Here is a 17039-nt window from a genome sequence, read left to right as displayed (position 1 = left end):
CGGGCCGCGCTGCAGCGGCCCGGGCTCCGGTTCACGAGGTGCGGGTCGAGCGACGGCGCAGCGCCGTCAGGGCGCCGCCGGCCAGGAGCAGAGCGCCGGCTCCGGCCGCGAGGGGCCCGGCCGCCGCTCCCGTCGAGGCGAGCACCGTCGGCACGAGTCCGACCGGAGGCACCGCCACCTGGGCGCAGCTGGCTCCGCCGTCGTCCGCGCACGGGTGCAGGACGGTCGTCGGATCGAAGCCCTCCGGGACCTCGGTCAGGCGCGCCCGGTTGGGGATGGTCCACGCGTCCACGCCGTCGGCGACCCGTCCTGTCACGGTGAACGTCGTCGACGCTCCCGGTGCCAGAGACACGTTCTCGACAGTCAGGTCGGACGACGCCGGGCCGCCGTCCCGGGAGATCGTGACGTCGCTCAGGTGCGCGAGCTCGGGGATGTCGGTGAGGGTCACCCCGTCCGCCGGCCGAGCCCCCTCGTTGGCGACCACGATCCGGAACCCGGCACGCCCGCCGTGGTCGACCTGATTCCCGATCGCCGTCTTCTCGATGGAGAGCCTGCCCTCGACGGGCGGCACCGGGATCTCGGCGCAGGACGACGTCGCATCGTCAGCGCAGGCGTTCTCGACCGTCGGCGGGTCGAAGCCCTCGGGCTGGTGGGTGATCGAGACGCGGTTGGGCAGGGTCGCGGCGTCGTACCCGTCGGCGACCCGGCCGCTGACGTGCAGCGACACCTGGCCGCCGGCGGGGATGTCGAGACCTGTGACGGGCTCCGTGGCCGGCTGCGTTCCTCCGGCGCCGTTCTCGATGGTCGCCTCGAGCAGGTGGTCGAGCGTCGGGACGTCGGTCACGGTCACGTCCGTCGCGTCGACCGTTCCGGTGTTCGCCACGACGATGTCGAAGCCCGCCGTGCCGCCGTGCTCGGCGCTCGCCTGGGACGCGGTCTTCCGGATCAGGAGCGACCCCTCGCCGATGTCGTGCGGGACGGTGGCGCAGGGGTTCGCGTCGGTCCCCGTGCCGGACGAGGCGGGAGCGAAGGGCGCATCGGCGAGGCAGGCCGTGTTCGTCAGCGCACGGTCCCCCTCGCCGGTCACGATCACGTCGAAGGTCAGCTCGGCCGTCGCCCCGACCGGCAGGCTGCCGGCCGCCCAGGAGATGCGGCCCGTCTCCGCATCGATCGTGGCCGTGCCCTGCGAGGCGCGGAGGGAGCCGGAGTCGAGCTCGGCGTCGTCGAGCACGCCCTTGTCGAGGTAGTCGATGACGGCGGCGTCGGAGTAGTCCCCGGTCCCGTCCGAGGTCAGCGTCACCCGGTAGGGCACGCGGGCGCCGCGGAGCAGCGGAGTGGCGGAGTCGACCGACGAGGTCTTCGCGATGGTCACGTGCGGCGCGAGCGGATCGAGGCGTGCGACCGCGACCGCACCGTCCGAGCCGTAGGCCCAGTCGTCGATCGCCCGCAGGTCGCCGTAGGAGCCGTGCACCGAGTCGTTGGCGTTGGGGATGCGGCCTCGCCCGGAGTCGTCGCCCTCCCAGCGGTGCACCCCGCCGGACGAGTCGGTGCCGCCGTCGCCGGACGTCACCGCGGAGGTGCCGGAGTACCGCTCCGAGTTCGATCCGGCGAGGAGCGAGTCGTCCCAGTGGACCATCGACGGGTCGTCGCCGCCGCCGGTCGACCTCACGACGGATACGCCGCCGGCGGACGTCTCGGCGTCGACCCGCGTGAAGTGGAACTCGTTCGTGCGGCCGATGGAGGCGCGGAAGGTGACGTCGGGGTCGGTCACGTCGACCGTCCCGCCCTTCGCGTCCCGTCCGTCCCAATCGACCGAGAAGGGACCGGTCGTCCCCGCGATCCGGGTGAGGTGCACGTCGCGCTCGCCGTCGTAGGAGCCGTCCCCGTCCGCATCGACGTCCACGACGACGGTGCCCGGCTGCGTCCCCAGGACGCCGGTCAGCGTGCCCGCGTCGGAGCCCGCGGTCGACCGGCGGAAGGCGAGGCCCTCGATCGTCGGCGCGCGGTAGGCCGGAGCGATCGACTCCGGCAGGTCGGACGACGGCGGGTCCAGGAAGAGCTTGTAGGTCTGCAGGCCGTCGATCCCGGAGCGTCCGGACGCCTGCACGTACTGCGCCCCGATGCCGCCCGCCTCGCTCGACTGCGGCATGGGGACCGAGAGGTAGGACGGATCGGACGACCCGACCTTCACGTTGCCCTTGTTCGTGGCCTGGACCGTCGAGGCGACCCCGTCGTAGCCGCGCAGCCCCAGCTCGTAGCGGGCGCCCGTCTCCGTGACGGCGTGGAGCGTGAAGGAGGAGCGCCGCTCCTCGGGCGAGGAGTAGGACTCCTTCGCCCCGGACTGGATCGCATAGGACTCGGACCACACCCGGCCCGCGACCGCCGCGCCCCGCGCGTCCTGGACGCCGATGCTCCAGACGAGGTTCACCGGCGCCGTCACGTCGTCGTCGGACACCCGGATCTGGAAGACCCCGGTCTCGTTTGCCACGAACGAGCCGCCGGCGGACACCGAGGGCGCCGCTCCGGGCGCGAAGTCCTGCTCGTCGAGGACGGCTCCGCCCGGAGCCGTCACCCGGGCGGTACCGCCGCCGGTCTCGCCCTCGCCGGTCCCCGAGCCCGCCTGGAGCGGGTGGAGGTCCACCCGGAGCGTCTCGCCCTTTTGGACCCAGGCCGAGACGGTCGTCACGCCGGCGTTCGTCGCGCCTCCCTGCAGGAGGGTGTTCTCGATCGTCGTGTGAGGACCGTCGGCGGCGAGGGCGGGCGGCGGCGCGAGGCCTCCGCCCAGCAGCCCGCTCACGAGCACGCAGCCCGCCGTCGTGCCGACCAGCGCTCGCGCCGTCCGCGCTCGGGGTCGTCCGCGCTCGTCCCGCCCCGACTGTTCCGTTCGACTCATCCGATGTCCTCTCCTCTGCCGACCGAGCGCACTGCGTCGGCGGCGACCGTTCAGCCCCACGGAAGGAGAGTATTGCTCGGTTCGACGTCACCGCGGCCGGGACGGCTGCATCCGTGGAGAACGGCGCGAGATGGGCGCTGTGGAGGAGGAAACGGCGCGCGAGAAGAGCCGAGCTGCGTGTTCGCGACACGTGATCGCAGAGCCTGCGAGGACTGAGGGCGAGCGCGGGCGCGGACTGATCGCGGATGCGGGCGGAAGACGGCCGACGTCGTCGACGGCGCGAAGAGGCGTCCTGCGAGGCGGAGAACCGGCTGTTCCCTCGCCCTGCACTCACCGGGAGACCGACGCCGACAGCCACCGGAACGAGCGACCGTTAAAACGAGAACGGCCCGCCGAAGCGGACCGTTCTGCTCTGTCTCAACCAGAGTGCGCCCGGAGGGATTCGAACCCCCAACCTTCTGATCCGTAGTCAGATGCTCTATCCGTTGAGCTACGGGCGCAGTCCATTGCGTGGGCCAGAGGCGCACGCAACGAGGTACAACTATACATGCCGGGAGCCCCCTCCGCGAATCGGCGGCGGCGGCAGCGAGGGCTCCCTCCCTGGACGCTCCTGTGGCGCCCGGGCGCCCCTTCCTCCCTGGCAATTCGGAACGCGCCGCAGAGCCTCCGACGGGCGGACGCCGCTGCTCCCCCTCACGGCGTACCGTGGGCTCATGGAGGCCGCCGCGATCGAGCTCGTGGGCTTCGTCGTCTCTCCGCTGCACCGCTACGAGGGCCGCCCCGCCGATGGCCCGGTGCCGTCCGAGGGCAACGAGCAGCCCGAGCGGATCGAGATCCGCGCAGGCCTCGGCATCGTCGGCGACCGCTTCTTCGCCCAGCGCGCGCACCGCCCCGCGGCGATCACGCTCTTCGCGGTCGAGACCCTCGAGCACATCGCCGCCGAGCTCGGCGCAGGGCCCTTCGACCCCGCCGACACCCGCCGCAACATCATCGTCCGCGGCGCCGACGTCGATGCGCTCGCCGGCCGCACGTTCGCGATCGAGCAGGGCGGGGAGCGGATCGAGTTCCAGGGCGGACGACCAGCGAACCCCTGCGCCTGGATGGACGTCGTGCTCGCCCCCGGGGCGTTCCGGGCGATGCGGAGGCGCGGCGGCGTCCGGACCGCTCCTCTGACGAACGGCGTCCTCCACACCGGGCCGGCCCGTCTGATCCTCCACAGGTCGGACGACATGCTGATCTGAGCCCGGCGGCGAGCGCCTAGGCTCGCAGCGACCGACTCCCCCGATCGAAGGAGGCCCCGTGCTCCGCCCGAGCGACCTCCTCCCCACTCTCGCCACGACTCTCCGGCGCGGAGTCCGCGACGTCTTCGCGACCACGCGCTCCCGGGGGCGGGATCCTCACCGCCGCACCCGCAGCACCGACGTCTCGGTCCAGCGCGTGCACCATCGCGACGTCTGGGCGCGGGTGAGCACGGTGGGGCGCGACGGCGAGCGCACGTTCGTCCTCGTGCCGGGGATCGGAGTCGCGGCCACGTACTTCGAGCGCCTCGCGCCCGCGCTCAACGAGTTCGGTCCGGTGCACGCCCTCGATCTGCCGGGGTTCGGCGGCGTGCCGCACCCGATCGACGCGCGGCGCATGGACATCGGCGACTACGCCGAGCTGGTCGGCGCGGTCATCGACGAGCTCGGCCTCGACGATCCCGTCGTCCTCGGCCACTCGATGGGGACGCAGGTGGTGGCCGAGCTCGCCGCCCGCCGTCCGGAGCTGACCACCATCGTCCTGCTCGGACCCGTGATGAACCGGCACGAGCGCCGCCTCCCGACCGCCGCGCTCCGCTTCGCCCAGTCGAGCGTCCGCGAGCCCCTCAAGGTCGCGATCCTCGCCGCGGGCGCCTACCTCCTCTGCGGACCGCGCTGGTTCTCCCGCGTGCTGCCCGAGATGATGCACTACCGGATCGAGGAGACCGTCCCCCGGATCCGCGCGTCCGCCCTCGTCATCCGCGGCGAGTTCGACCGGCTCGTGCCGCGCGAGTGGGCGGAGGAGATCGCCCGGTCGATGCCGCACGCGCGGGCCTGGGAGATCCCCGACGCCTCCCACTCCGTGATGCACGCGCACGCGGAGGAGGTCGCCCGCCTCTGCGTCGAGCACGCGCGGGCGCCGCAGCCCGACCGGGACGAGGCCGCCCTCCGCCGCTACCCCGACTCGGAGGTCGACCACTCCGAGGAGGACGCGCCCACCGAGGACCCGATCGGCGCTCTCCGGGGACGCATCACCGAGCTGGCCGGGATCCTCGTGGACGACGACTCCCTCATCGCCGAGGGCAAGACCCTCCACGCCGAGGCGAGCGATCCCGAGGCACTGCACCAGGTCGCTGCCGACCCGGGCGACGGCGAGCTCGTCGAGGGCGGCGGATCGAGGGAGGACGGCGAGCAGGACGGCTGACCACCACAGGCCACCACGACCCGCACGTCGCGCGGCGTGAGACGCCGAGCGCAGCAAGAGCAGCCCTCCCGCCGACGCCACTCGGCGCCCGCCCGTCAGGACTCCGCGCCGACGATCTCCTCGCGGATGCGCCGCAGGTCCTCGGCGAGCGCCCCCAGCAGGATCCAGTGCTGCGGGTGCGGAGTCGCGATCACGAGCGGCGCGGTGAGAGCGGGCAGCTCGTCGGTGATCGCCTCCGGCTCGGGAACGTCGACCGAGGACTGCACGAGGAGCCGCAGATCGTGGGCGGCCCGGTGCAGCTGGACGGCGATGTCGGCGATCGTCGGCTCCCCGACGAGCTCGTCGTCGTAGAGGTCGTGCACGGTCCGCGTCATGCCCCGGACCCGGGTCACGATGCGCCCCAGCCGCGGGACGACGGAGTCGAGGGCCAGCAGCCGGTCCCGGTGGGCGGAGCGGCGCGGGTTGAGGCGGAGGGACTCCTCGCCGGTCGCGATCGCCTCCTCCGCCTTGCTCTGCATGGTCTGCAGCAGCCGGGCGTTGATGAGCAGCTCGTCGAGCCGACGTCGCGGGACGGGGGCCTGGAGGGCGTCGCCGAGGTCGTCGAGGGCAGCGGCGAGCTGAGCGGTGAGGTCTCCGATCGCCCGCTCGGCCGGCGCCAGCACGACCGGAGGGACGATGAGCACGTTGATGACGACTCCGACGGCCGCGCCCAGCAGGGTCTCGAGGATGCGGTCGAGCGCGTAGTTCGGCGTGACCGCGCCCACCGAGAGCACGAGCATCGCGCTGATCGGGATCTGCACCGCGGAGGCGGGGGTCAGGCGCACGGCCCACCCGACGGCGATCGCGGCCACGATCGCGAGGAGAACGATGATGCTCTCGCCGCCGAGCACCGTGCCGATCACGGATCCGACGATCACGCCGATGATGACGCCGACCGAGCGCTCGAGGGCCTTGGAGAACGACTGGTTGATGCTCGGCGCGACGACGAGGAGCGCGGCGATCGCGCCGAAGACGGGCAACGTCCCCGGGAAGACGACGCCGGCGAGGAGCCAGGTGACGACCGTGGCCGCCGCCGTCTTGACCAGCTGCAGCACCGGCGGCCGCGTCGGCACGGTGAAGCTCGAGGTCAGGCGCATGGGACCACGGTAGCGAGCACCCGCTGCCTCGCGGTCCCCGCGCGCATCACCGGCTCGCGGCCGCCTCGACGCTCGCGAGCACCGCGCGGAGCGAGCGCGACGCCTCCGCCCGCAGATCGGCGGGCACCCCCGAGAGCAGCGCCCGCTCGGCGTCGAGCACCTCGGGGAAGGCCCGGTCGACCAGCTCCTCCCCCTCGCGAGTCAGCGTGATGAGCGAGCCGCGCCCGTCCGCCGGGTTCGCGGCGCGCCGCACCAGGCCCCGACGCTCCAGCGAGTGCACGCGCTTGGTGATCGCGGGAGCGGAGGCGAGGGCGATCGTCCGGAGGGTCGTCGGCGACTGCGGAGCGCCGGCGCGACGCAGCGTGGAGAGCACGTCGAACTCGCCGCGGGTCAGCCCGTGGGCGGCGAGCAGCTCCTCCGTCGCCCGCACGATCAGCGCGGAGGCGCGGATCACCCGCCCGACGACGTCGACGGCGGAGGTGTCGAGCCCGGGCCGCAGCACCGCCCAGCCCGCCCTGATCTCGTCGACCGCGTCGCCCGGCTGGCTTTCAGACTGATTCACACGTAAAGTATATCTGATTCACCCGTGAAACACTTCTCCGGCCGCCGCCGCTCGGACCCCGATCAGAGGACCCGATGGCCGCCACCCCCGTTCTGCCCCACCCCCGCGAGCTCCTCGCCTTCGGCCCGCACGCCGGCGCCCATCGCGTCGCCCTGCGCGCCGGCGTCTCGATCGCCGTCCCGCTGCTCGTCCTCTGGGCGCTCGGCCGCACCGATCTCGCCCTCTATGCGACCTTCGGCGCCTTCACGGCCCTCTACGGACGCCAGCACACGCACCGGCCGCGCCTGCTGATGCAGCTGTCGGCAGCCGCGTTCCTCGTCACCACCGTGACCCTCGGCACCGTCGTCTCCCTCTCTCCTCACCGCGACTGGCTGATCATCCCCGTCGTGGTCGCCGTGACCGTCGCGGCCGCCTATCTCAGCGACGCCCTGCACTGGCATCCGCCCGGCCCGCTGTTCCCGGTGTTCGCCGTCACGGCGTGCGCGTCCGTCCCGTCCGAGCCCTCGCGGATCCCGCTCGCCGTCGCTCTCGCCGCGGGCTCCGCCGCCTTCTCGCTCGTCGTCGGCCTGAGCGGTCTCGCGCTCCCCCGCGCACGCCGCCTCGCCCCGACGCCGTGGCGCACCTCGTTCCGCGCGGTGGCGGCCCGTCCGGCGACGCGCGCCGCCCTGCTCCGCTTCGGGGCCGTCGTCCTGGTTGCAGGCACCATCCCGACCGCGACCAGCCTGGGCCACCCCTACTGGGCGATGGTCTCCGCCGTCGCAGCCGTCTCAGGAGCGGACGCCGGCGCCCGGCTCGTGCGCGCGGGACACCGGATGCTCGGCACGATCGTCGGAGTGCTGATCGCGGCCGCGCTCCTGGCCCTGCCGCTCTCCCCGCTCGCCGTGATCGTGGTGGTGGTGCTCCTCCAGATGACCGCCGAGCTCGTCGTCGGCCGCAACTACGGCCTGACCCTCGCCTTCGTCACTCCGCTCGCGATCCTCATGGTCGAGCTCGCGCACCCCGTCGACGAGCTCGTGCTGCTGCGCGACCGGGCGCTCGAGACCGCGTTGGGCGTGCTCGTCGGAGTCGTGGCGACGCTCCTGACCCACGCCGCCTCGCAGCGCTCGCGCTCGCGCTCCTAGGCTCAGGAGGATGGACCGCACGATCCCCGCTGTGCTCGCCGAGATCACGGCGGCCGTCGCCGAGGTGCGCGACGTCGCACGGTCGCAGCAGGACGGCGCGCGGGCCCGCGTCGCGGACCGGCTCGACGAGCTGTTCGCCGGAGCGACGACCCGCCGAGACGTCCGGGCGGCGGCCGCCGACGCGCTCGGGCTCTGGGGCGGGGCGGGCTCCTTCTCGGACGTCGGCTCGGCCGAGGCCGACCACGCGATCAGGCGCCTGTACCGGGCCCTGCGCGCCGGCCGCTCCTGGCTGCTCCACACCGGCTGACCCGCACGTCGCGACCGCCGCACGACGCCGGGAACGACGAAGGCCCCCTGCTTCCGTGGAAGCGGGGGGCCTTCTCGTTGGCGGTACCGGTGGGATTTGAACCCACGGTGGACGCAAGCCCACACATGTTTTCGAGACATGCTCCTTCGGCCGCTCGGACACGGTACCGGGGTCGAGTGTACGCGACGGCCGGAAGTCGCGCCAATCGAGCGGACGGGCCGCCGTCAGGCGGGGAGGAGGAAGCCGAGCACGCGGTCCCACTCCGGGATCGCGAGCAGGTGGCCGCGGCCGGGCACGACCTCGAGGCGGGAGTCGGGCAGCCGTGCGGCGTACCACTCGGCGTGGCGGCGGCCGGCGACCGCGTCCTCGGCGCCGTAGAGGAGGAGCGCGGGCGGCTCGGCGGACTCGACGGCGAAGCCCCACTCCTGCACGCCGTAGCCGATGAGGTCGGCGGCCATGCCGAGGGCGCCCTGGGCGACGGCGCGCTCGAGCATGCGCGAGAGGCGCTCGCGGACTCCGGGGGTCTCGAGCACCGCCGTGTCGGCGTCGCCGGAGCCGAGCATCCCGAGCAGGGCGTCCGGGGCGGGGGCCGGGCCGAAGGCGCCCTCGAGCGTGCGGGTGAGCGAGCGGACGGCCTCGTCGAGCGGAAGCTCGGCCAGGCGCGCGAGCTCGGCGCGGTTCTCGTCGCCGACCCACGGCACGGCTTCGTCGGGAGCGGGCGTGCCGATCACGGCGACGCGCTCCACGAGGCCGGGGTAGTTCGCGGCGAGCGCGAGGGCCACGCGGCCTCCCGCCGACCAGCCGGCGACGCTGACGGAGGCGATGTCGACGGTCGCGAGGTACTCCGCGATGTCGGCGGCGGCCTGCTCGGGGCTGGCTCCGACGCCCGCTCCGGCGGGGTCGAGGTCGGTCAGAAGGGAGGAGGCGCCGTAGCCCGGGCGGTCGAACGAGAGCAGGCGCACCCCGTGGCGCGCGGTCGCCTCCGGGTCGGGGTCGAGGTCCGAGGAGCCGGGAGCGGGATGCGCCAGGACGACGACCCGCTCGGCGCCCTCGGGGCCGGACCAGCTGACTCCGAGCGGGCGGCCGGACTTGAGGACGTGCACTGTCGAGGGCATGTCCCCCAGTCTCCCGCAGACGTCCGACGCCGACGGAGCGGCGCTCGGGAGTCGTCTTCCGAGGCGCGATCCTCCGCCTCCGCCCCTCCGCGACGACGCTCCTCCACAGACGGCTTCCACGCGACCTCTCCCCCGGCCTGGCGCGCCCCGCTCCCGGCGTCGGTGGTCGACGGTACTGTCGAAGACACGTTCGAACGAGCGGCGGTGTCGGGGGTCCCCCGTAGCGTCGCGCTCGTCCCCCTCCTCCGCCCCGAAAGGACCTCATGGCCTCCTCGAAGACGCGCACCGCCCCGTACCGCTGCTCGGAGTGCGGGTGGACGACCGCGAAGTGGGTGGGCCGCTGCGGCGAGTGCCAGCAGTGGGGCTCCGTGATCGAGAGCACCGAGCGCACCGGCCTCGTCCGCGCGGTCGCCGCTGTGGCTCCGGCCGCCGGCCGCATCGCGCGGCCCATCACCGAGATCGAGACCACGTCGGCGGCGCACCGCCCCACCGGCGTGGGCGAGCTCGACCGCGTGCTCGGCGGCGGGATCGTCTCCGGTGCGGTCGTGCTGCTCTCGGGAGAGCCCGGCGTGGGCAAGTCGACCCTCCTGCTCGAGGTCGCGAGCCGCGCCGCGGCCGAGGGCCAGCGGGTCCTCTACGTCAGCGCGGAGGAGTCGGCCGCGCAGGTGCGCATGCGGGCCGAGCGCACCGGCGCGATGCACGACAGCCTCTTCCTCGCGGCCGAGACCGACCTCGCCACCGTGCTCGGCCAGATCGACGAGGTCCGACCGGACCTGCTCATCGTCGACTCGGTGCAGACGGTCGCGAGCGACACCGTCGACGGCCTGCCCGGCGGTCCCAGCCAGGTCCGCGAGGTCGCCGCGACCCTCATCCGCGTCTGCAAGGAGCGGGCGCTCCCCCTCGTGCTCGTCGGACACGTCACGAAGGACGGCTCCATCGCGGGGCCGCGCCTGCTCGAGCACCTGGTCGACGTGGTCTGCCACTTCGAGGGCGACCGGCAGACGGCGCTGCGCTTCGTCCGCTCGCTCAAGAACCGCTTCGGCCCGACGGACGAGGTCGGCTGCTTCGAGATGACCGCCGAGGGCATCGCCGAGATCCCCGACCCGAGCGGTCTGTTCCTCAGCCGCACCCGCTTCCCCACCCCGGGCATCTGCGTCACGGTCGCGATGGAGGGACGCCGCGCGCTCCCCGTCGAGATCCAGGCGCTCGTGATCGCGAACGACGGCGAGCACCCCCGCCGCGTCACGAACGGAGTCGACGCGTCCCGGGTCGCGATGATCCTCGCCGTCCTCGAGCGGCAGGCGGGCATCCCCCTGCGGCGCTGCGACGTCTACGTGTCGACCGTCGGCGGCGTGAAGCTCATGGAGCCGGCGGCGGACCTGGCGATCGCGGTCGCCATCGCCTCCGCCCACGCCTACACGCCGCTGCGGCCCGGGATCGCCGCGTTCGGCGAGATCAGCCTCTCGGGAGACATCCGGCCCGCCTCCGGAGCGAAGCAGCGCGCCTCCGAAGCGACACGACTCGGGCACTCCTCGCACCTCGACTCCAGCGCCTTCACCCTCTCGAGCGCGATCACCCACGCGCTCGTCCCCGTTCCCGAGCGCATCCGTCCGGAGCGGGTGCCCACGCACTGACCGCCGCGTCCCCGGCACGCCGCACACGCACCCGTCCACCGCTCGGAGCCGCCGGCGCCCCCGTCCACCGCATGGTCGAGGATCGCCACCGGAGGCGAACACGGGCTCGATGGGCACTGCCCGACAGCTCCGCCCGACCACGCGCGCGTCCGCTCCGCCGCGGCCGCCCGTCGCAGCCTGCCCCTAGACGCCGCCCCCGCCGCCGCGTGGAAGCCGTTCGGTCCGGAGTACCAGACCGGCTCCTCGCCGGTGCGCTCGTAGGCCGACGCGAGCTCCGCCGACCACTCCTTCTCGAAACCGAAGAGCACGGCCCACGGCAGCAGGCGCTCCGTCACCTCGACCACCTCGACCGGTCCGACCGTGCGCCGATCCGCCCCGCGGGGCGACTGCAGCATCGCGATCCGGTCGGCCTCGGCCAGGCGGATGTACAGCTCGAGCCCGCGCAGATGGTCGCGCAACTCCGCGCCCGCGGCCGTCAGCGGCACCCTCGAGACCAGGATCGTCCCGACGACGGCCCCAACGATCGCGACGAGCATCAGCACGAGCGGGAGCGCTCCGCCGAAGGAGCGGGTCATCAGGAGGATCGCGCCCAGGAAGGCGGCCATGACACCCAGCAGCAGCGGGACGATCACGAGCACGCTGCCGCCGATCGTCCCGGCCTTCTTCAGTCCCGCCTCGGTCACCCTGTTGCCCAGCGCGGTCCGGAACTGTCCGACGGCCTTGCCGAACTCCTTGTCCTTGCCCGAGAGCTCACGCACCGTCCCCGGCGCCCGGCCGAGGGCGATGTCGAGGAACTCGCGGTCGTCGGACGCGAGGGGCCGCGGGCGTCCCGCGCGTCGCGTCGGCGTCGTAGCAGGGTCGAGCACCCGCACGGCGTACTCCTGCTTCCGCCCCTCCCCCGTCTCCTCGATGCGCACGAGACCACGGACGGCGGCGTCCAGGAGTCCGGCCGCGGGGGCCTTCGACGTCTTCCGCAGCAGCGCGGCGGAGAGGAACAGCCCCTCCGCGGGCGGGTCGTACTCGGCGACGACGGTCGGGCGGCCGGGAGCGTCGCGGAGCACGGTCCGGCGGCGGTGCACGGCGAGCGCGAGGCCGATCAGGACCGCGGCGAGGCCACCCAGCTGCACCCAGGACCAGCCGGAGGCGAGGTAGCGGTCGTCGCGCGGCGTGAAGGTCCCGGGAGCGAAGCCGATCGCCACGGTCACGTTCTCCCCCGGAGCCAACGACTCCCCCGATGCCGTGACGACCGCGCCGTCGCGGCCGATGGGACAGGGCGTCGTCGAGCCCTCCGGTCCCCGGTAGCAGCTGACGGTCCCCGTCGCGGCGGAGGCCAGCGACCCGGCGAGCTCGACGCGCACGTCGTAGCGGTCGAAGGACTGGCGCCAGCCCGTGCCGTTGACGTCCCAGTAGAACTCGTCCTCGCCGCTGCGCGTGCCGGATCCAGGCAGGGTCGTGTTGTGCTGCGTGTAAGTGAAGACGTAGGTCTGGCTGCCGCTGACGAACTCGTCCGCCGCGCTGGTGACCAGGAGGAAGCCGTCCTCGCGCTCGGTGTCGACTGGCCGCGCCTCCCCGTCGCCGTCGGTGACGGACACCAGGTCGACGTCGGTCGGGTGCCCCTCGTAGTCGAGCGGGATCGCGCGCTGCATGCCGCGGTTCTGCGACGGCGGGAACTCGGCGACGAAGGTCTCGACGGTGGTCAGCGTCGAGCGGCCCTCCTCGTCGCGGTCGAGGCGGAAGTCGGCCGAGTACTCCGAGAACCGGAAGCCGTCCACATCCGCGCGCACGACACCCGCGACGGGCTGCGCAGCCGCGACGGGCTGCGGAGCCGCCACGGCCTGCGCCGCCGCTCCGCCGACCAGCAGCGGGACCGCGAGGGCCACGGCCGCCGCGCGCCGCGCGACCACCCCCGCCCGGCCGGTCGAGGCGGACAGGATCGTGCCGAGCAGCCCCCACATGCCTGCGATGCTACGCGCCGACGCACGCCCGGCACGTCCCCCGGGCGGACTACTGGAGCAGGAACTGCGTGGGCGAGCCCGAGGGGATGCCGGCGACCGACACCGACAGGTTGTAGGCGGCGCCGCCCGCCTCGACCGCCTCGCGTCCGCCGGAGCAGGTGTCGGCGGAGGAGCGGGTGCGGTCCCACGTCAGCGCGCTGCCCATCACCGAGCGGCCCGCCTGGAGGAGCACCGGCAGATCGGCCGCGCCGGTCTGGCAGTCGGTCGAGGTCCAGATCTGCTCGGAGCCGCTCGTGATCGTGAAGACCTGCTTGCTCGTGCCCGCGTCGATCACGCAGTCGGTGCTCGAGATGTTGGCCAGCGAGAGCGAGAGCTGCGGATCCTCGCCGGGCGCGTAGCTCGTGGCGTCCGTGACCGCGGTGACGGCGACGGAGTCGGCCGAGCAGGCGGGTGCGGCGCCGGGCGTCGCACCGGGCGAGGTGGTCGGGTAGAGCGTCGGCAGCACGACGGTCGGCGTGGGGCTCGACGCGGCGTCGGAGCCGGTCATCCGCGGGAGCAGCGACAGCACCACCGCCAGGCCCGCGACGATGACGACCAGCGCGAGCAGCACTCCGGCGCGGCGTCGCCGGTAGACCCGGGAGGGCAGGCGGCGGGGCGGCGGAGTCACCGGGACAGGCTACGACGTGGCGGCGGTCAGAGCGTCTTCAGCATGCGGGTGTTGCCGAGCGTGTTCGGCTTCACCCGGGCGAGGTCGAGGAACTCGGCGACTCCCTCGTCGGGAGAGCGGAGCAGCTCGGCGTAGACCTCGGGGTCGACGACCTTCTCGCCGATCGGCTCGAAGCCGTGGCGGGCGAAGAAGTCGACCTCGAAGGTGAGGCAGAACAGGCGCTTCAGGCCGAGCTCGCGCGCGTCGTTCTCGAGGCGCTCCAGGATGTGGTGGCCCACACCCCTCCCGAGCCAGTCCTGCGCGACCGCGAGGGTGCGCACCTCCGCGATGTCGTCCCACATCACATGCAGCGCACCGCAGCCGATCGCCGTCCCATGGCCGTCCTCGGCGATGCGGAACTCCTGCACGGCGCCGTAGAGCACCACGCGGTCCTTGCCCAGGAGGATGCGCTCGTTCACGAGCGGCTCGCTCAGCTCCTGGATGAAGGGGACATCGCTCGTGCGCGCGCGGCGCACCGGGTACTTCCAATCGGCCATTCGACAAGCCTAGGCCGCACCGGGCGCGGGATCCTGCGAGCAGGCGCCCACCCCCGGACGACGACGTGCCCGCCCCCTCGCGAGAGGGGACGGGCACGTCGTCGTTCGGCAGCCTGCTACGACATCAGGTCGGGCGTCGCCGGGCCGGCCGTGGCCGCTCCGGTGGACGCGCCGGCGCTGATCGAGATCAGGCGCGGGGTCGTGGTGAAGACGAACCTGTTGTCGGCGAAGTCCACGTGGATGTGGTCTCCGGCGCCGAGCTCGCCGTGCAGGATCCGCTCGGACAGCTGGTCCTCGATCTCGCGCTGGATCGCCCGGCGCAGGGGGCGCGCACCGAGGGCCGGGTCGAACCCGACCTCGATCAGGCGCTCCTTGGCCGGCTGCGTCAGCTCCACCGTCATGTCGCGGTCGAGCAGGCGGTCGCCCAGGCGCTTGATGAAGAGGTCGACGATCTGGAGCAGCTCGGGCTTCGACAGCTGCGGGAAGACGATGACGTCGTCCACGCGGTTGAGGAACTCGGGCTTGAAGTGCTTCTTGAGCTCCTCGTTGACCTTGCCGCGCATGCGGTCGTAGCCGGTGGCGTTGTCGCCCTCGATCTGGAACCCGACGGGACCACCGGCGATGTCACGAGCACCGAGGTTGGTGGTCATGATGATGACGGTGTTCTTGAAGTCGACGACACGGCCCTGGCCGTCGGTCAGTCGACCCTCCTCCAGGATCTGGAGGAGCGAGTTGAAGATGTCCGGGTGCGCCTTCTCGATCTCGTCGAAGAGGACCACGCTGAACGGCTTGCGGCGCACCTTCTCGGTGAGCTGGCCGCCCTCCTCGAAGCCGACGAACCCGGGAGGGGCGCCGAACAGCCGCGAGACGGTGTGCTTCTCGCCGTACTCCGACATGTCGAGCGAGATCATCGCGTTCTCGTCGTCGAAGAGGAACTCGGCGAGCGCCTTGGCCAGCTCGGTTTTCCCGACGCCCGTGGGGCCGGCGAAGATGAACGAGCCCGAGGGGCGCTTGGGGTCCTTGAGGCCCGCGCGGGTGCGGCGGATCGTCCGCGAGAGTGCCGCGATGGCCTCCTCCTGGCCGATGACGCGCTGGTGCAGGGCCTTCTCCATGAAGACGAGCCGCGAGGACTCCTCCTCCGTGAGCTTGAAGACCGGGATGCCCGTCGCCTGGGCGAGGACCTCGGCGATCAGGCCCTCGTCGACCACGCCGGTGGCCTTGACGTCGCCCGACTTCCACTGCTTCTCGAGGCGCAGGCGCTCACCGAGCAGCTGCTTCTCCTCGTCGCGGAGCGACGCGGCCTTCTCGAAGTCCTGGTCCTCGATCGCGGCCTCCTTGGCGGAGCGGACCACGGCGATGCGGTCGTCGAAGTCGCGCAGCTCCGGCGGCGCCGAGAGGATCGAGAGGCGCAGGCGTGCGCCGGCCTCGTCGATCAGGTCGATCGCCTTGTCGGGGAGGAAGCGGTCGCTGATGTAGCGGTCGGCCAGATTGGCCGCCGAGACGATCGCGCCGTCGGTGATGGACACCTTGTGGTGCGCCTCGTAGCGGTCGCGCAGCCCCTTGAGGATGTTGATCGTGTGGGGCAGCGACGGCTCCGCGACCTGGATCGGCTGGAAGCGGCGCTCGAGAGCGGCGTCCTTCTCGAAGTGCTTGCGGTACTCGTCGAGCGTGGTCGCGCCGATGGTCTGCAGCTCGCCGCGGGCGAGCAGCGGCTTGAGGATCGAGGCGGCGTCGATCGCGCCCTCAGCGGCCCCTGCGCCGACGAGGGTGTGGATCTCGTCGATGAAGGTGATGATGTCGCCGCGGGTGCGGATCTCCTTCGTGACCTTCTTGAGGCGCTCCTCGAAGTCACCGCGGTAGCGGGACCCGGCGATGAGCGAGCCGAGGTCGAGCGTGTAGAGCTGCTTGTCCTTCAGCGTCTCGGGCACGTCGCCGCGCACGATCGCCTGGGCGAGGCCCTCGACGACGGCGGTCTTGCCGACGCCGGGCTCGCCGATCAGGACGGGGTTGTTCTTGGAGCGGCGGGAGAGGATCTGCATGACCCGCTCGATCTCCTTCTCGCGCCCGATGACCGGGTCGAGCTTGTTGTCGCGCGCCGCCTGGGTGAGGTTGCGTCCGAACTGGTCGAGGATCTGCGATCCCCCCTGAGGCTGCTGCTGCTCACCGCCCACGGCGACCTGCTCCTTGCCCTGGTAGCCGGAGAGCAGCTGGATGACCTGCTGGCGCACGCGGTTCAGGTCGGCACCGAGCTTGACCAGCACCTGAGCGGCGACGCCCTCGCCCTCGCGGATGAGGCCGAGCAGGATGTGCTCGGTCCCGATGTAGTTGTGGCCGAGCTGCAGCGCTTCGCGCAGGGACAGCTCGAGGACCTTCTTCGCCCGAGGCGTGAAGGGGATGTGGCCGGTCGGCTGCTGCTGCCCCTGGCCGATGATGTCCTGCACCTGCTCGCGCACAGCGTCGAGCGAGATCCCGAGGGACTCGAGCGCCTTGGCGGCCACTCCCTCGCCCTCGTGGATCAGGCCGAGCAGGATGTGCTCCGTGCCGATGTAGTTGTGATTGAGCATCTTGGCCTCTTCCTGGGCCAGGACGACGACGCGCCGCGCGCGATCGGTGAATCTCTCGAACATGCTGTCACTCCCTACAGAACCCGCAGGGGTGGGCTCCGATACGT

Annotated in this window: 12 protein-coding genes, 2 tRNA genes and 1 pseudogene; 5 read left to right on the top strand and 10 right to left on the bottom strand. The window is 72.8% G+C overall.

The window, feature by feature from the left end:
- Positions 1-31: 31 nt before the first annotated feature.
- Both C5C95_RS00685 and C5C95_RS00680 read right to left on the bottom strand, forming a co-directional pair.
- Complete coding sequence (locus C5C95_RS00685) at positions 32-2893, bottom strand: DUF11 domain-containing protein (RefSeq protein WP_146087030.1); 2862 nt, start codon at positions 2891-2893, stop codon at positions 32-34.
- Positions 2894-3320: 427 nt separating this feature from the next.
- Positions 3321-3393 (bottom strand) — tRNA-Arg (locus C5C95_RS00680).
- Between the two features lie 213 nt (positions 3394-3606).
- Here C5C95_RS00680 and C5C95_RS00675 point away from each other — a divergent pair.
- On the top strand, positions 3607-4134 hold the full coding sequence (locus C5C95_RS00675) for an MOSC domain-containing protein (RefSeq protein ID WP_104225994.1): 528 nt from the start codon (positions 3607-3609) through the stop codon (positions 4132-4134).
- Positions 4135-4192: 58 nt separating this feature from the next.
- Positions 4193-5335 (top strand): alpha/beta fold hydrolase, encoded by a 1143-nt coding sequence (locus C5C95_RS00670; protein WP_181125501.1) that lies wholly within the window; start codon positions 4193-4195, stop codon positions 5333-5335.
- A 95-nt stretch (positions 5336-5430) separates the two neighbouring features.
- On the opposite strand, the gene C5C95_RS00665 is transcribed toward C5C95_RS00670, so the two are convergent.
- Together C5C95_RS00665 and C5C95_RS00660 are read right to left on the bottom strand one after the other, a co-directional pair.
- On the bottom strand, positions 5431-6471 hold the full coding sequence (locus C5C95_RS00665; protein ID WP_104225996.1) for an aromatic acid exporter family protein: 1041 nt from the start codon (positions 6469-6471) through the stop codon (positions 5431-5433).
- A gap of 46 nt (positions 6472-6517) precedes the next feature.
- On the bottom strand, positions 6518-7033 hold the full coding sequence (locus C5C95_RS00660) for a MarR family winged helix-turn-helix transcriptional regulator (RefSeq protein ID WP_181125500.1): 516 nt from the start codon (positions 7031-7033) through the stop codon (positions 6518-6520).
- 74 nt (positions 7034-7107) lie between these two features.
- On the opposite strand from C5C95_RS00660, the gene C5C95_RS00655 reads away from it, so the two are divergent.
- Both C5C95_RS00655 and C5C95_RS00650 read left to right on the top strand, forming a co-directional pair.
- On the top strand, positions 7108-8154 hold the full coding sequence (locus C5C95_RS00655; RefSeq protein WP_104323570.1) for an FUSC family protein: 1047 nt from the start codon (positions 7108-7110) through the stop codon (positions 8152-8154).
- 10 nt (positions 8155-8164) lie between these two features.
- On the top strand, positions 8165-8461 hold the full coding sequence (locus tag C5C95_RS00650) for a hypothetical protein (RefSeq protein ID WP_104262352.1): 297 nt from the start codon (positions 8165-8167) through the stop codon (positions 8459-8461).
- Between the two features lie 78 nt (positions 8462-8539).
- On the opposite strand, the gene C5C95_RS00645 is transcribed toward C5C95_RS00650, so the two are convergent.
- Together C5C95_RS00645 and C5C95_RS00640 are read right to left on the bottom strand one after the other, a co-directional pair.
- Positions 8540-8629, bottom strand: a tRNA-Ser gene (locus C5C95_RS00645).
- A 56-nt stretch (positions 8630-8685) separates the two neighbouring features.
- Positions 8686-9576 (bottom strand): alpha/beta fold hydrolase, encoded by an 891-nt coding sequence (locus C5C95_RS00640; RefSeq protein WP_104323569.1) that lies wholly within the window; start codon positions 9574-9576, stop codon positions 8686-8688.
- Between the two features lie 263 nt (positions 9577-9839).
- On the opposite strand from C5C95_RS00640, the gene radA reads away from it, so the two are divergent.
- A complete protein-coding gene (gene radA, locus C5C95_RS00635; RefSeq protein WP_104224086.1) occupies positions 9840-11210 on the top strand; it encodes a DNA repair protein RadA in 1371 nt (456 codons plus the stop codon).
- A gap of 281 nt (positions 11211-11491) precedes the next feature.
- Here radA and C5C95_RS17735 read toward each other — a convergent pair.
- The 4 genes and pseudogenes from C5C95_RS17735 to C5C95_RS00615 all read right to left on the bottom strand — a co-directional run.
- Positions 11492-13165 (bottom strand): annotated as a pseudogene (locus C5C95_RS17735) (DUF2207 domain-containing protein); the annotation flags it as partial.
- 49 nt (positions 13166-13214) lie between these two features.
- Positions 13215-13832, bottom strand: a complete 618-nt coding sequence (locus C5C95_RS00625; protein WP_104224088.1) for a hypothetical protein — start codon at positions 13830-13832, stop codon at positions 13215-13217.
- 26 nt (positions 13833-13858) lie between these two features.
- On the bottom strand, positions 13859-14368 hold the full coding sequence (locus C5C95_RS00620; protein ID WP_104224089.1) for an amino-acid N-acetyltransferase: 510 nt from the start codon (positions 14366-14368) through the stop codon (positions 13859-13861).
- Positions 14369-14484: 116 nt separating this feature from the next.
- Positions 14485-16995, bottom strand: coding sequence for an ATP-dependent Clp protease ATP-binding subunit (locus C5C95_RS00615; RefSeq protein WP_104234294.1), 2511 nt, complete (start codon positions 16993-16995; stop codon positions 14485-14487).
- Between the last annotated feature and the right edge of the window lie 44 nt (positions 16996-17039).

The sequence above is a fragment of the Rathayibacter sp. AY1B7 genome (genome assembly GCF_002932735.1).
In the GTDB taxonomy this organism is placed as follows: Bacteria; Actinomycetota; Actinomycetes; order Actinomycetales; family Microbacteriaceae; genus Rathayibacter.
This window is presented reverse-complemented; position numbering and strand designations above follow the sequence as displayed.